This is a genomic window from Bradyrhizobium sp. (assembly GCF_035935975.1).
Classification (GTDB): domain Bacteria; phylum Pseudomonadota; class Alphaproteobacteria; order Rhizobiales; family Xanthobacteraceae; genus Bradyrhizobium.
Map to the genome: position 1 here is coordinate 59,064 of NZ_DASYWN010000035.1, position 12,676 is coordinate 71,739.

The following is a 12,676-nucleotide window of genomic DNA, read 5'->3' on the forward strand; positions in this document are numbered from 1 at the left end:
GCGGCGAGCTACACTCTCCGCTGTCGTCGCCCGGCTCGACCGGGCGACCCAGTATTCCAGAGGCCGTTGTAATTGAGCCGAGGAGCCGCGGCGTACTGGATGCCCGGTCAAGCCGGGGCATGACAGCAGTGGTTGGAGGCGCAGCGTCACCCCTCAATTCCGAAACTGCTCCAGAAACATCCGCAAGCTGTCATGCGGGCTCTCGACATCCATGATCAGCCAGCCCTCGGGGCCGTTGACCAGGACGAAGTTCAGCGCAACCGGGCGGCCGTGATTGTCGAAATTCGCCGCAACATAAGTCTTGTCGTATTGCCTGCGCACGACCGCGATCGCGACCGGGCCGAGCTTCCAGCTCGGGCTCTGCACCAGGAAATCATAGGGCTCGACCTTCGGCGTGCTCCAGGCCTTGCGCAGCGGCAGATCGAAGAATTGCCGGGCGGTGGCGGCATCGCGCGGCAGGCCCTGGGACAGCTCCGGCGCACCCTCGCCGTAATAGGCATAGACGTTGCGGACCAGCGATTCCGGGGTGCGAAAGCCGGCCTCCGCCGCGGCCAGCCAAAGCCCGGCGAACAGGGCCGCAATGCCCACAAGTTCCCTCATGCCCGCTGCTCGCTTTATCGGCCACCGGACTTATCTTAAAAGCCTAAAGCGCAGTGGCACTGGGAGCAATCGCCACCGCGCTTTAGCTCGTTATTTGAGCATGATCCTTTCGGAAAACCGCTATGCACTTTTCCGGATCATGCTCGCCATCCAGCGACCGGGGCCGAAAACTCACATGCGCGAATTGTTCGAAGAAGCAGCAGGGCAGCCCCCGCCGGATCCGCGGGAATCGGCGCGTGCGTCCGCGCGTACGCCGCTGCGCAAACGCTTCTACAAGGAGGCCGGCGTCACTGACGCCGAGGGCGGTTTTGCCATCACGCTCGACGGCAAGCCGATCCGCACGCCGTCCAGCCGCCAGGTGGTGATCCCCTCGCGCGCGCTGGCCGACGCCGTGGCTGCGGAATGGGCCGCCCAGGGCGAGACGATCGACCCCGTGACCATGCCGCTGACGCGGATCGCCAACAGCGTGGTCGAGGGCGTGGTCGACCGCGTCGCGCTGGTCAGCGACGACCTCGCAAAATACTTCGAGTCCGACCTGCTGTTCTATCGCGCCGGCCACCCGGAAGGGCTCGTCGCCCGCGAGGCCGCGCATTGGGACCCCGTCCTGTTCTGGGCCGCGGAGACGCTGGGCGCGCATTTCATCCTGTCCGAGGGTGTCATGCACGTGAAGCAGCCGGACGAGGCCCTTCAGGCCGCCCGTGGCGCGCTACCGGGGGATGCCTGGTCGGTCGCAGCCCTCCATATCGTGACGACCCTGACCGGCTCGGCGCTGCTGGCGCTGGCGCTGGCGCATGGCGTGCGCGACGCCGGCCAGGTCTGGGCCGCCGCCCATGTCGACGAGGACTGGAACGCCGAGAAATGGGGCGTGGACGAGGAGGCGGCCGCCCGCCGGGCTGCCCGCCTTAGGGATTATGAGGCAGCCGTGGCGGTCCTCGCGGCCGTGAAGGCGCCGGCGGCCAAAGGTCCTTAACGAGAGGTTTAGGAGGGCGGCCTTAGGGTGGGGACCAGCGTTCCCCGAGCCCCCCTTTGAGATGCCGACGCCGATTAGCTCGATCTTGCCGGTCAGTGCCGCCAGCCCCGTGGCTGATGCGGCGACGCCCGATCTTGTGCTCCAGGCCGGCAGCGTCGTCGACGCCAGGGTGGTCAGCGTGCTTGCCGACAATCTGGTGCGGATTGCGATCGCCAACCTCTCGATGGACGTGATGTCGGAGGTCTCGCTGACACCGGGGCAGAACCTCCAGCTCGCGGTGTCGCAGAACGACGGCGTCATCCGCCTTGCGGTCATGAACGGGGCAGGCGAGGCGAGCGCCGACCAGATCACGCTGACGCCGCGCGCGGCTTCGCTGGTAGAGAGTCCGCCGCTGGCGCCATCCGCGACCGCGCCCCGCAATCCGCTGACGCCGCTGGAGCAGGTTGCTGTCACCGCAGCCTCGGCCGAGGCCGTGACGAAGCAGGGCAGCCAGGCGCCGCTGTTCGCCAATCTCGCCTCCGTCGTCACCGGCAGCGACCTGCCGGCCGGACTGAAGCAGGCGGTGCTGGACGTGCTGGCGCAGCAGACGCCGCTCAACACCGCCCTCGACGGCGGCGATATCGAAACCGCGTTCCAGAAGTCCGGGCTGTTCCTCGAGGCTTCGCTCGCCGCCGGCGCGACGCCGTCGTCCGGCAATGTGCCGGATTTGAAGGCCGCGTTGCTGGTGCTGCGGCAGACGCTGGCCACGCTCGAGACCGCCGCGCCTCAGGCGCAAAGCGGCGCGCTTGCGACGAACGCCACGGCCACACCGCAGGTCGTCGCCGCGCCGGCTCTGGTTGAGAGCGAGGCGGCGCAAGTCGCATTGCCGTCAATCGGACCCGAGGTCGCCCAGGCGCCGCAGATCCCACGCAATGGCAATCTTGCCGCCGCCGTGCTGGCCGACATCGCCGGCACCGCGTCCCAGGCGGCGGCGCCGCGAACCATGTCGGCCGGCCTTGCGGCGAGCCTCTTGCAGGAGGTGACGCAAAACCTGCCGCGCATGATCGGGAACGTGCCGGGCTCCAACAAGGCCGTTCCCGATGGCCACATCTTCGAGGCCGCTGCGCGCGCGGCGACGCCACCACCGTTTCGAGGGGCGTTACCGTCGCCGCAGTCCATCGCCTCGCCATCGCTCGCGCCGGATACACCGCTCTCCGCAACGGTGCATCGCTTGCTCGACGACACCGATGCCGCGATCGCACGGCAGACGCTGCTGCAGGTCGCCTCGCTCCCTGACCGGACCGATGCCAGCGGCCATCGCATCGACCCGACGGTGCCGCAGTGGAATTTCGAGATTCCGTTCGCGACCCCGCAGGGCACCGCGATGGCGCAGTTCGAGATCTCGCGCGATGGCGGCAATGAATCCGCCGATCCCGCCAGGCGCGCCTGGCGCGCGCGCTTCACGCTCAATGTCGAGCCGGCCGGTCCCGTCCATGCGCTGATCACGCTCAACGGCGACAAGACCTTTGTGCGGATGTGGGCGGAGCGGCTGGCCACCGCGCAGCAGCTCCGCGCCGGTATCGGCGAGCTCAGCCAGGCGATGACGCGCGCCGAGCTCAAGCCCGGCGACATCGTCGTGCGCGACGGCACGCCGCCGCAGCCCGCACCGGCCCGCGCCGGCCATTTCCTGGATCGCGCCACATGAGCGATCCATCCAAGCTCGCCATTGCGCTGCATTACGAGAAGGGCACCAACGCGCCCGTCGTCGTCGCCAAGGGAAAGGGCACCATCGGCGAAAAGATCGTCGAGATCGCGAAAGCCAACGACATCCCGATCGAGGAGAACGAGATCCTGGCCGGCGCGCTCTCCAAGGTCGAGCTCGGCGAGGAGATCCCGCCGGATCTCTACAAGGCCGTCGCCGAGGTCTTGGTGTTCGTGCTGCGGCTGTCGGGGCGGGCGCGGTAGAAACCAGCTGTCATCGTTTCACCACGTAGCGGCGGCATGGTCGCGCACGCTTTCACCTGCTCAATGGACATCGCCCTTGCTCACCCGCCGTTCCACCCTCGGCCTTCTTGCCGCAGCCGCAATCGTGCCGTCGCGCGCGTTCGCCCATGTCGCGCCGCCGCGCAACGAGATCCGCGACAGCCTGGCAAAACGCTTCACCGATCTCGGCACGTCAGGCACCTTCGTCGGCTACAAGGTCGAGGACTATCTGATCGTCGCCAGCGACAAGGAGCGCTCGGGCGAGGGCAAGCTGCCGGCCTCGACGTTCAAGATCCCGAACTCCCTGATTGCGCTCGAGACCGGCGTGGTCGCCGACCCCGACAAGGACGTCTTCCCGTGGGACGGCGTGAAGCGGCCGATCGAGGCCTGGAACAAGGATCACACGCTGCGCAGCGCGATCGCGGTGAGCGCGGTGCCGGTCTATCAGGAGATCGCGCGCCGGGTCGGCCCGGAGCGCATGCAGAAATATGTCGACATGTTCGACTACGGCAATCGTGACATCGGCGGCGGCATCGACCAGTTCTGGCTCACCGGCAATTTGCGCATCGACCCGATCGAGCAGATCGATTTCGTCGACCAGCTGCGCCGCCGCTCACTGCCGATTTCCAAGCGCAGCCAGGATCTCGTCGCCGACATCCTGCCAGTGACCAAGGTCGGCGACAGCGTCATCCGCGCGAAGTCAGGGCTGCTCGGCGCCGAGCGCGGCGAGCCGTCGCTGGGCTGGATGGTCGGCTGGGTCGAGAAGGGCGAGGCGCACACGGTGTTTGCGCTGAACATGGATTGCAAGGAGCAGCGTCACATCGAGGCGCGCATGACGCTGACGCAAGCCTGCCTTGCCGAGATCGGCGCGATCTAGCTGGCGCGCGCGAACCTGCTAGCATCCTTCCGACCAAGCAAAAGAAAAGGTCGGGAGGATAACAATGAACTCAACGCCACTCTGGCTGTCGTCGATCACGCTGGCCGCAGCGGGCGGCTGGCTCGCCGCGACGATGTTTGCCGCGCCTGCCACCAGCAAGGAGCCGCGTTTTCCGCAGCTCACCATGGACCAGCTCGATGCCAAGCAGAAGCCGCTCGGCGAGCAGATCATGAAGGTGTCGAGCGTCGGCATCGGCGGGCCCTATAATCCCATGATCCGCAGCCCCGTGCTCGGCCAGCGCCTGTTCGACCTGTTCTACTATCTGCGCTGGGAGACGTCGGTCCCGACCAAGCTCAACGAGTTCGCGATCCTGATCATCGGCCGGCAGTGGCGCTCGCAGGTCGAATGGTTCGCGCATGCGCCGCTGGCGGCGAAGGCGGGGCTGTCGCCTGACATCATCGCGGAGCTGAAGGCCAACAAGCGGCCGTCGAAGATGGCCGAGGACGAGGCCGTGGTGTACGACTTCGTCACCGAGATCACCACGACCAAGAAGGTGTCCGACGAGACCTATGCGCGGGCGAAGAAGATGTTCAACGATCAGCAGATCGTCGATCTCACCGCGGTCGCCGGCAATTACGTGATGGTCGCGATGCTGCTGGCGATGGCGGAAGAGACGGTGCCACCCGACAAGCAGGAGCCGTTCAAGCCGGGCGAGCCGTAAGACTCGTCATTGCCATTGTGAGCGCAGTTCTCTCAGCAACGTCATTGCGAGGAGCTCTTGCGACGAAGCAATCCAGACTGTACCTGCCGCGGGATTCTGGATTGCTTCGCGGAGCCTGTCATCGGGCCGCGCTGCGCGCGGACCCGGTGGCTCGCAATGACGGAGGATGTTCGCCTCAGGCGCGGTCGGTCGTCTTCGCGGTCAGGGCCTTGTCGATGGCAAAGCCGCCGATCTCGCTCATCGCCTCCGAGATCACGTCGCCCTTGCGGGCAAAGCCGGCGGAGAGGACATCGAACTGGGTGCGCGCCATCCGCAGCATCTCGATCGGCACGGAGACGACGGTTTCGTTGAAGCTGTCGACGGAGGCGCGCAAGGTCTCGAGCTCGGTGGTGAGCTTGCCGATATGGCTCTCGGCATGCTGCATCAGGCCGAGCAGCTTCTCGCGCTCGGCGTCGAACGTAGCGCGCTCGGCGGCGGCCGCCGCGGTCACCCCGGCAAGCTGGGTGCGCAGCGCCGCGATCTGGCCGGCCATGGCGTCGGAGGCGAGCTCGGCGGCCTTGCGCAGCTCGACATGGCGGGTGCTCTCTTCCTGAGTCTCGTGAAACAGCCGCTCGGCCGACATCGCCCGCTGTGTCAGCGACTCGATCAGCGCGGCCCCGCGCAGCAGCATCTCGCCGTTCCGTCCCGATACCATGCTGGCCATGCGCCGCAGGAAACCGACGGTTTCGGACGAGGAGCTCTGCGGCAGTGGGACGACCGTCGCGGACATGGGTGAAGCCTGGGTCAGGGCACAATGACCGCGCCGTACCGACTGGGCTCACGCAACATTCGGCGCCTGATCGCTGGGCGTGGAGCAAGCCTGAATCGCCCGGCCGGGTCAACCGGCTCGCGCGGCTTTCCTAGCCCGGATGGAGCGAAGCGAAATCCGGGGCAGTGCAGGGTGGGGTCCGATCCCGGATTACGCTTCGCTCCATCCGGGCTACGCAGCCAGCGAAGCGGGGCTGCCAAATCCCGGATCAGGCGTCCTTCTGCCGGCCGATCCGGCCGAGATGGGTGAAGCCGAACCCGGCCGAATATTTCAGGCCATAGCCGAGCGCCCGGTCGATCCCGATATGGGCGAGCCAGATCAAGGCGATGGAGAGGGTGAGTGGCGAGGCGAAGCCGAAACCCAGCGTCATCAGCGTCACCGGCGCCAGGTAGCTGTGGGCGGCGTTGTAGACCAGCGCGCCGAACTTGGCGTCCGACAGGTATGCCAGGAAGCTCAGATCGGGCACGAAGAACAGCAGGGCAAACACCAGCCAGGAGCCGTCCCAGGCCGCGTAGAGCATCACCATGCCCGCGAACAGGGTCAGGCCCTCGAGCCGGAGCAGGATGTTGACGCCGCCTGTCGCAGCGCCGGTCTCGGCAGCTCTCTCGTCCATCGTCTCCTCCCGGGCAAAACTTTGTAATTCCTTGCGCTTTCACGCTGCGGCAGGGCAGCCCTGCGGCGCCGAAAGCGGCTTCCCGGCCCGCAAAATGCCGTGTTAGAACCCCCGGCAATCGCATTTAGGCTAAGAACTGGCGGGAGCAAATGAAACATATCCTGGACGCCCTTGAAGATCGTCGTGCCGGCGCAAAGCTCGGCGGCGGGGAGAAGCGCATCGAGGCGCAGCACGCCCGCGGCAAGCTGACCGCCCGCGAGCGCATCGAGCTCTTGCTCGACAAGGGATCGTTCGAGGAGTTCGACATGTTCGTCGAGCACCGCTCCACCGAGTTCGGCATGGAGAAGAACAAGATCCCCGGCGACGGCGTCGTCACCGGCTGGGGCACCGTCAACGGCCGCAAGACGTTCGTCTTTGCCAAGGACTTCACGGTGTTCGGCGGTTCCCTCTCGGAAACGCACGCGCTGAAGATCACGAAGCTCCAGGACATGGCGATGAAGGCGCGGGCGCCCATCATCGGCCTCTATGACGCGGGCGGCGCCCGCATCCAGGAGGGCGTCGCCGCGCTCGCCGGCTATTCCTATGTGTTCCGCCGTAACGTGCTCGCCTCGGGTGTGATCCCGCAGATCTCCGTGATCATGGGCCCCTGCGCCGGCGGCGACGTCTATTCGCCTGCCATGACCGACTTCATCTTCATGGTGAAGAACACCAGCTACATGTTCGTCACCGGGCCCGACGTGGTGAAGACGGTGACCAACGAGGTCGTCACCGCCGAAGAGCTCGGCGGTGCCTCGGTGCACGCCACGCGCTCCTCGATCGCCGATGGCGCCTTCGAGAACGACGTCGAGACGCTGCTGCAGATGCGGCGCCTGATCGACTTCCTGCCGTCCAACAACACCGACGGCGTGCCGGAATGGCCGAGCTTCGACGACATCGGCCGCGTCGACATGTCCCTGGACACGCTGATCCCCGACAATCCGAACAAGCCCTACGACATGAAGGAGCTGATCCTGAAGGTCGTGGACGAGGGCGACTTCTTCGAGATCGCGGATCTGTTCGCAAAGAACATCGTCACCGGCTTCGGCCGCATCGCCGGCCGCACCGTCGGCTTCGTCGCCAACCAGCCGATGGTGCTGGCCGGCGTGCTCGACAGCGATGCCTCGCGCAAGGCCGCGCGCTTCGTCCGCTTCTGCGATGCCTTCAACATCCCGATCGTCACCTTCGTGGACGTGCCGGGCTTCCTGCCGGGCACCGCGCAGGAATATGGCGGCCTGATCAAGCACGGCGCCAAGCTGCTGTTCGCCTATTCGCAGTGCACCGTGCCGCTCGTCACCATCATCACACGCAAGGCCTATGGCGGCGCCTTCGACGTCATGGCCTCCAAGGAGATCGGCGCCGACATGAACTACGCCTGGCCGACCGCCCAGATCGCGGTGATGGGCGCCAAGGGCGCGGTCGAGATCATCTTCCGCAGTGACATCGGCGACCCCGACAAGATCGCCGCGCGCACCAAGGAATACGAAGACCGCTTCCTGTCGCCGTTCATCGCCGCCGAGCGCGGCTACATCGACGACGTCATCATGCCGCACTCGACTCGCAAGCGCATCGCGCGCGCGCTGGCGATGCTGAAGGACAAGAAGGTCGAAGCGCCGGCGAAGAAGCACGACAATCTGCCGTTGTGAGGAAAGCGTAGCCCGGATGAGCGAAAGCGACATCCGGGTTTTTGCATCGTTCCCGCATGTCGCTTCGCTCATGCGGGCTACGGGTCAAGAGGAACTTGCCCGCGAATCCAGCATCATGACTCAAGACGATCCGACCGACGAAATCTCCGACATCGAAGACCGGATCGAGCGGCTTGCCGAGATCGCCGAGCGATGCCGGAAGTATATTCTCGCGTCCAAGATCGCCATCGGCGCAGGTACCGCTCTGCTGCTGATCACCATCCTCGGGCTGTTCGGGACCGGTCAGACCGCCGCGCTCGGATCGATCGCGCTGGTGCTGGGCGGGATCGTGTCGCTCGGCTCGAACATCAGCACGCTGCGGCAGACGGACGAGGCGATCGGTGCTGCGGAGGCGCGGCGCGCGGCGTTGATTGGAACGATCGACCTGCGCCTGGTCGCCGACGCGCCGCTGAAGCTGGTGTGACACGCAGCCTCACGTCGCGGCTCGCAGCGTCAGCACCACCAGTTCCGCACGGCATTCGGCGGCGAAGGTCTGCAGCCGCTCCACGGTTTCCTCGTCGAGGATCGTCTTTGCCAGACGCTCGGCGCGGGCAACCTGCTCCTTGAGATCATCGATACGGGCCATGTGACACCTCCCGCCGGAATAATTTGAAGCAAATTGCTTCGTTCCGGCGGTGGTGGGCACATGACTAACAGCGGGTTAATTGTGTGCGGCTTGTCACGCGCGCGCCTTATCCGCCGCAGCGAAATGCGCCAGCTGGTCGGCGTGCGCCTTTGCGAAAGCCGGACGGCCGGTGGCGCGTGCGACGTAGGCGCGGCAGGCGGGACTGTCCGCCAGCCCGCCGAAACCATCGACGACGCGCAGCACGTCCGACATCAGGATGTCGGCGACGGAGAATGATCCTGCCAGCCATTCGCGGCCGGCCAACACCGTCTCGAGATGCTTGAGGCGAAGCTTGAGGAAGTCGTCCACGAATTTCCACGCTGCCGTGTCGGTCGGGTGACCCATGAATTTCGACATCGTCCAGGGCAGGCTCGCCATCTCCACCGAGTTGAGCGCGGCGAACAGCCATTCCGTCGCCTCAACGCGGCCTCGCGCGTCCGTGGGCAACAGTTTTTCGCTGAGTCCGCCGACATGCAGCAGGATCGCGCCGCTTTCGAAGATCGAGAGGTCGCCGTCGGTCAGCCACGGCACCTGGCCGAACGGCTGGTGCGCGAAATGGCTGGGGCCGCGGTCGCCGAACGGCACGCTCGCGACGCGATAGGGCAAGGCGGCTTCCTCCAGCGCCCAGCGCACCCGAAGGTCGCGCACGAAGCCGCGCGGAGGCGGGGGAACCCAGTCGAAGGTGGTGAGGGTGAGATTGGCCATGCGGTGTCTCCGTGCTGTCTCAAGCATAGGACGGATGAGGGGCGGGCGTTCCGACAGGGGGCGACGAGTTTTTTCGTAGGATGGGTAGAGCGAAGCGAAACCCATCAATGCCAACCGCGAGGAGAAACGATGGGTTTCGCTTCGCTCTACCCATCCTACGGACCTACGGCCCGAGCTTCGCGAGCTTGCCTTGCTTCGCGGCTTCCACCGCACGCTCCGCGTCCTCCGGCAACAGTGTCCGCTCGGCCACCTGCCGCGCTGCCTCGCGCTTTACCGCGGCACGGCGCGGGCTTTTTGTTGCCGCCACTATAACCGCCTATAGTGACGTCAAACAACAGGAGGAAATCCGATGCCCGCCGCGTTCTTCGTCGTCCGCGCCGTCGTCACCGACGCCAGCAAGCGCGCCGCTTTCGACAAATGGTACGAGACCGAGCACGTGCCCGACGCGGTGAAGGCATTCGGCGTCAGCAAAGCCTGGCGGTTCTGGAGCCTGGATGATCCCTCGCTGCATCAGGCCATGTATCAGTTCGATGACGAGGCCAAGCTGGCGGCGATGCTGAAGGGCGATGCGTTGACCAAGCTCGTTGCCGATTTCAAGCGCGACTGGCCCGAGGTGAAACGCTCGCGCGAGACGCTGGTGCTGGCGCAGGAGTTTGCGAAATAATGCACTTGTAGCCCGGATGGAGCGCAGCGTAATCCGGGGTCTGCGCCTTATGGAAAGACTTTCCCGGATTGCGCTGCGCTCCATCCGGGCTACGGCACAACTCTTCCTGTCACCGTTGCAATGAACCTGAACACGCGATTCAGCCGCAGTTCATGTCGCGAGCCCGACACTTCCTCCGCATCATGCAATGCTCGCCTTGAAGGAAGATGTCATGGAACGCCGCAATTTTCTGAAACTCGCATTCGGTGTCGCCGCGGGAGCGGCCGCATTCACCGCCGCCGCGCAGGCCGCGCCGCTCTCGCCGCAACTGGTCGGCGGTCCGGGTGGCACCAGGCAGCCCGATGCCGATGTGCATCCGGCGGTCACCAGCAGCGATGAAGCCGCGCAGCTCAAGCCGGAGCTGGTCCACTGGCACGGCCATGGTCACGGCCATCATTGGGGCTGGCGGCGCCGTCATTGGGGCTGGCATCACCGGCGCTGGCATCGCCACCACTGGTAAGCTTCGCGCAAGCTAGCGCATGATCCGGAAAAGTGTGTAGCGGTTTTCCGAAAGGATCATGCTCAAACAATTGGGCTTTGGACGGGGATCGCGATCGCGGTCCCCGTTTTGATTCGTGGGACGCCTGACGCGACGTCGTGCTCAAACGAAAATGGCCGCGCGGGGATTCCGCGCGGCCATCTTGCATGACGAAAAGGTCAGATCAGATCGGGCGGCAGCGGCCACCCCACCAGCGGAAGCCGTAGGGGCACACGCGCGGGCGCACCACGACGACCGGCGCAGGGGCCGGTGCGACGACGACGACCGGCGGGCGCCCGGCCATCGGGCGGCAGCCACCGTACGGGCCGCGATACCAGCCGGGGCCGCAACCGCCGGCGGCACTGGCCGCCTCGCTGAAACCAACGACCGCGCTGGCGAGCATGACGGCGGCAAAGAGGTATTTCATTTGATCTTCCTTCTTGTCCTTGGGGGCAGGTTCTTCAGGGCAGATTCTTCAGGGAGGGCGCTTGCGGCGCACAATGAATCAAAAGACACGATTCGACATGTTAAATTTTGCAGCACATCGACACGTCGCGATCCAAACCTGCCAATCTTGACCTGAATGCGGCATGAACGTCCCCCCGCATGCGGCTTCAGGCGACATGAACGAGGCTAAAGCGCGATGAGATTGGATGAATCCTCATCGCGCTTTAGGTTGTTGTTTGAGCATGATCTTTTCGGAAAACCGCTGCGTACTTTTCCGGATCATGCTTTAGCGGCCGAGAAAGCCCAGCACCAGCTCCCTGTACTTCTCCGGCGCCTCCAGGAAGACGAGATGGCCGGTGTCGGGGATCACCTCGGCCCGCGCGTTCGGCATCTTTGCCGCAAGCGCCTTTGCCAGTTCCGCGTTCTGCCCCATCTTCGCGCGCAGCGCCTCCGGCGCGAGAGGGCGGCCCGGCGCGTTGTGGTCGTCGGCGCCCATGATGAACAGCGTCGGCTCGGTGATGAGAGCAATCTCATGCGCGACCGGCTCGCGATAGATCATCTGGCCGGACGAGACGAAGGCGCGCAGCCAGCGCGGATAATCCGGGCTGCCCTTGATGTTGAAGCGCGCATCGATGAACGGCGTGATGGCGTCCGGTGGCAGCTTGATCGCGTAATTGGTCTGGAGCTGCTTGCGATAGCCGTCGGCGGTGAGCTTGTCCTCGCTCTCGATGATCTTCTCGGTCGGCGTCGGCGGAACGTAGAGGCGGTAGTCTTCGAGGCCGATCGGCGCGGTCAGCACCAGATGGGCGACGCGGTCAGGGTAGGCGCGGGCGATGCGCACGCCCAGCATGCCGCCGAGCGAATGGGCGACGATCTCGGCCTTGTCGATCTTGAGATGATCCAGCAGTGCGATGGTGTTGCGCGCCAGATTGTCGAAATGCAGCTCGCCCGCGGGCTTGGAGGATTTGCCGAAGCCGATCTGGTCCGGCACCACGACACGATAACCGGCATCGCTCAGCATCTTGATGACGGGCGCCCAGTAGCTCGACGGGAAATTGCGCCCGTGCAGCAGCACCACGGTGCGGCCGTTCGGCTGCGCCGGCGCCACGTCCATATAGGCCATGCTGAGCTGCTCGCCTTCATTGGTGACCGGCAGCAGATGCACGGGATAGGGATAGGCAAAGCCTTCGAGCGCGATGCCGTAGGGCTCGCGCTGGGGCGTGTCGGCGGCATAGGCGGAAGTGAGCGGGGCGGCGAGGAGGGCGGCGGCGAGCGCTGCCGAGAAGATGCGGTTCATCGGGGTCTCTAATCTGTTGCACCGTCATTCCGGGGCGCGCGCAGCGCGAACCCGGAATCTCGAGGTTCCGGGTCAGGTCCTTCGGACCATCCCGGAACGACACTGCGCTTAAAGCGATGGATGGCCGGGTCAAGCCCGGCCATGACGGG

Annotated in this window: 16 protein-coding genes; 9 read left to right on the plus strand and 7 right to left on the minus strand. The window is 65.6% G+C overall.

Translation table 11 applies throughout. The features are described 5' to 3' along the window. Positions 1 to 153: 153 nt before the first annotated feature. Positions 154 to 600 (minus strand): hypothetical protein, encoded by a 447-nt coding sequence (locus VGR99_RS19240; protein WP_326900513.1) that lies wholly within the window; start codon positions 598 to 600, stop codon positions 154 to 156. Positions 601 to 775: 175 nt separating this feature from the next. Between VGR99_RS19240 and VGR99_RS19245 the strand changes: the two genes are divergently transcribed. The 5 genes from VGR99_RS19245 to VGR99_RS19265 all read left to right on the plus strand — a co-directional run bounded on the left by VGR99_RS19245 (position 776) and on the right by VGR99_RS19265 (position 5,130). After that, positions 776 to 1,570, plus strand: coding sequence for an ATP12 family chaperone protein (locus VGR99_RS19245; RefSeq protein ID WP_326900515.1), 795 nt, complete (start codon positions 776 to 778; stop codon positions 1,568 to 1,570). 61 nt (positions 1,571 to 1,631) lie between these two features. After that, positions 1,632 to 3,254, plus strand: a complete 1,623-nt coding sequence (locus VGR99_RS19250) for a flagellar hook-length control protein FliK (RefSeq protein ID WP_326900516.1) — start codon at positions 1,632 to 1,634, stop codon at positions 3,252 to 3,254. Continuing rightward, entirely contained in the window at positions 3,251 to 3,514 is a 264-nt protein-coding gene (locus VGR99_RS19255) for an EscU/YscU/HrcU family type III secretion system export apparatus switch protein (protein ID WP_254132163.1), read from the plus strand. The genes VGR99_RS19250 and VGR99_RS19255 overlap by 4 nt, the downstream gene beginning before the upstream one ends. Positions 3,515 to 3,590: 76 nt before the next feature. Next, entirely contained in the window at positions 3,591 to 4,409 is an 819-nt protein-coding gene (gene blaOXA / locus VGR99_RS19260) for a class D beta-lactamase (protein ID WP_326900517.1), read from the plus strand. 64 nt (positions 4,410 to 4,473) lie between these two features. Then, positions 4,474 to 5,130, plus strand: a complete 657-nt coding sequence (locus VGR99_RS19265; RefSeq protein WP_326900519.1) for a carboxymuconolactone decarboxylase family protein — start codon at positions 4,474 to 4,476, stop codon at positions 5,128 to 5,130. A gap of 175 nt (positions 5,131 to 5,305) precedes the next feature. Here VGR99_RS19265 and VGR99_RS19270 read toward each other — a convergent pair whose 3' ends face one another. Further along, positions 5,306 to 5,899 (minus strand): hypothetical protein, encoded by a 594-nt coding sequence (locus VGR99_RS19270; RefSeq protein ID WP_326900522.1) that lies wholly within the window; start codon positions 5,897 to 5,899, stop codon positions 5,306 to 5,308. 247 nt (positions 5,900 to 6,146) lie between these two features. Beyond that, the gene (locus VGR99_RS19275; protein ID WP_326900523.1) at positions 6,147 to 6,551 is read right to left on the minus strand and encodes a DUF4260 domain-containing protein; all 405 of its coding nucleotides are present in this window, start codon (positions 6,549 to 6,551) and stop codon (positions 6,147 to 6,149) included. Between the two features lie 149 nt (positions 6,552 to 6,700). Here VGR99_RS19275 and VGR99_RS19280 point away from each other — a divergent pair, with 149 nt between their 5' ends. Beyond that, on the plus strand, positions 6,701 to 8,233 hold the full coding sequence (locus VGR99_RS19280) for an acyl-CoA carboxylase subunit beta (RefSeq protein ID WP_326900524.1): 1,533 nt from the start codon (positions 6,701 to 6,703) through the stop codon (positions 8,231 to 8,233). Positions 8,234 to 8,348: 115 nt separating this feature from the next. Beyond that, a complete protein-coding gene (locus tag VGR99_RS19285) occupies positions 8,349 to 8,696 on the plus strand; it encodes a hypothetical protein (RefSeq protein WP_326900580.1) in 348 nt (115 codons plus the stop codon). Positions 8,697 to 8,705: 9 nt separating this feature from the next. On the opposite strand, the gene VGR99_RS19290 is transcribed toward VGR99_RS19285, so the two are convergent. Together VGR99_RS19290 and VGR99_RS19295 are read right to left on the minus strand one after the other, a co-directional pair. Further along, complete coding sequence (locus VGR99_RS19290) at positions 8,706 to 8,858, minus strand: hypothetical protein (protein ID WP_326900526.1); 153 nt, start codon at positions 8,856 to 8,858, stop codon at positions 8,706 to 8,708. 93 nt (positions 8,859 to 8,951) lie between these two features. Next, entirely contained in the window at positions 8,952 to 9,602 is a 651-nt protein-coding gene (locus tag VGR99_RS19295) for a glutathione S-transferase family protein (RefSeq protein WP_326900527.1), read from the minus strand. A 349-nt stretch (positions 9,603 to 9,951) separates the two neighbouring features. Between VGR99_RS19295 and VGR99_RS19300 the strand changes: the two genes are divergently transcribed. Both VGR99_RS19300 and VGR99_RS19305 read left to right on the plus strand, forming a co-directional pair. Next, on the plus strand, positions 9,952 to 10,266 hold the full coding sequence (locus VGR99_RS19300) for a hypothetical protein (protein WP_326900528.1): 315 nt from the start codon (positions 9,952 to 9,954) through the stop codon (positions 10,264 to 10,266). Between the two features lie 211 nt (positions 10,267 to 10,477). After that, a complete protein-coding gene (locus VGR99_RS19305) occupies positions 10,478 to 10,765 on the plus strand; it encodes a twin-arginine translocation signal domain-containing protein (RefSeq protein ID WP_326900529.1) in 288 nt (95 codons plus the stop codon). Positions 10,766 to 10,967: 202 nt separating this feature from the next. On the opposite strand, the gene VGR99_RS19310 is transcribed toward VGR99_RS19305, so the two are convergent. Beyond that, on the minus strand, positions 10,968 to 11,210 hold the full coding sequence (locus tag VGR99_RS19310) for a GCG_CRPN prefix-to-repeats domain-containing protein (RefSeq protein ID WP_220010698.1): 243 nt from the start codon (positions 11,208 to 11,210) through the stop codon (positions 10,968 to 10,970). Between the two features lie 306 nt (positions 11,211 to 11,516). After that, positions 11,517 to 12,527, minus strand: coding sequence for an alpha/beta hydrolase (locus VGR99_RS19315; protein ID WP_326900530.1), 1,011 nt, complete (start codon positions 12,525 to 12,527; stop codon positions 11,517 to 11,519). Positions 12,528 to 12,676: the final 149 nt, after the last annotated feature.

Excerpts from the sequence above, each read along its gene's own strand:
- VGR99_RS19240 (WP_326900513.1), bottom strand. The coding sequence starts at position 600 with ATGAGGGAACTTGTGGGCATTGCGGCCCTGTTCGCCGGGCTTTGGCTG.
- VGR99_RS19245 (WP_326900515.1), top strand. The coding sequence starts at position 776 with ATGCGCGAATTGTTCGAAGAAGCAGCAGGGCAGCCCCCGCCGGATCCG.
- VGR99_RS19250 (WP_326900516.1), top strand. The coding sequence starts at position 1,632 with ATGCCGACGCCGATTAGCTCGATCTTGCCGGTCAGTGCCGCCAGCCCC.
- VGR99_RS19255 (WP_254132163.1), top strand. The coding sequence starts at position 3,251 with ATGAGCGATCCATCCAAGCTCGCCATTGCGCTGCATTACGAGAAGGGC.
- VGR99_RS19265 (WP_326900519.1), top strand. The coding sequence starts at position 4,474 with ATGAACTCAACGCCACTCTGGCTGTCGTCGATCACGCTGGCCGCAGCG.
- VGR99_RS19270 (WP_326900522.1), bottom strand. The coding sequence starts at position 5,899 with ATGTCCGCGACGGTCGTCCCACTGCCGCAGAGCTCCTCGTCCGAAACC.
- VGR99_RS19275 (WP_326900523.1), bottom strand. The coding sequence starts at position 6,551 with ATGGACGAGAGAGCTGCCGAGACCGGCGCTGCGACAGGCGGCGTCAAC.
- VGR99_RS19280 (WP_326900524.1), top strand. The coding sequence starts at position 6,701 with ATGAAACATATCCTGGACGCCCTTGAAGATCGTCGTGCCGGCGCAAAG.
- VGR99_RS19285 (WP_326900580.1), top strand. The coding sequence starts at position 8,349 with ATGACTCAAGACGATCCGACCGACGAAATCTCCGACATCGAAGACCGG.
- VGR99_RS19290 (WP_326900526.1), bottom strand. The coding sequence starts at position 8,858 with ATGGCCCGTATCGATGATCTCAAGGAGCAGGTTGCCCGCGCCGAGCGT.
- VGR99_RS19295 (WP_326900527.1), bottom strand. The coding sequence starts at position 9,602 with ATGGCCAATCTCACCCTCACCACCTTCGACTGGGTTCCCCCGCCTCCG.
- VGR99_RS19300 (WP_326900528.1), top strand. The coding sequence starts at position 9,952 with ATGCCCGCCGCGTTCTTCGTCGTCCGCGCCGTCGTCACCGACGCCAGC.
- VGR99_RS19305 (WP_326900529.1), top strand. The coding sequence starts at position 10,478 with ATGGAACGCCGCAATTTTCTGAAACTCGCATTCGGTGTCGCCGCGGGA.
- VGR99_RS19310 (WP_220010698.1), bottom strand. The coding sequence starts at position 11,210 with ATGAAATACCTCTTTGCCGCCGTCATGCTCGCCAGCGCGGTCGTTGGT.
- VGR99_RS19315 (WP_326900530.1), bottom strand. The coding sequence starts at position 12,527 with ATGAACCGCATCTTCTCGGCAGCGCTCGCCGCCGCCCTCCTCGCCGCC.